This window comes from Pseudoalteromonas sp. SIMBA_162, from assembly GCF_046535955.1.
In the GTDB taxonomy this organism is placed as follows: Bacteria; Pseudomonadota; Gammaproteobacteria; order Enterobacterales; family Alteromonadaceae; genus Pseudoalteromonas; species Pseudoalteromonas marina.
Window position 1 is genome coordinate 1 of the sequence record NZ_JAWJBQ010001302.1, and the last position, 232, is coordinate 232.

The 232-nt window shown below is 65.9% G+C and carries 1 pseudogene; it reads right to left on the reverse strand.

Annotation, left to right across the window (positions count from 1 at the left end):
- Positions 1 to 232, reverse strand: a pseudogene (locus R0J88_RS23860) (lysine decarboxylase); the annotation flags it as partial.

Here is a 232-nt window from a genome sequence, read left to right on the forward strand (position 1 = left end):
GATTGCGCGTGACGCTCGCCATCAGGATCACGCGGTTCGACATCGACGAGCCGTTCGTCACGTGATACGTGCGGTGCGCGCCGAACACGCGCGCGGCGTAGCGTTCGCTTTCGCCGATGGGGCCCGAGTGGTCGAGCAGCGAGCCGAGTTCGCCGACCGAGATCGACAGGTCCGAGCGGAACAGCGCTTCGCCGAAGAATTCGAAGTACGCGCGGCCGACCGGCGATTTCAG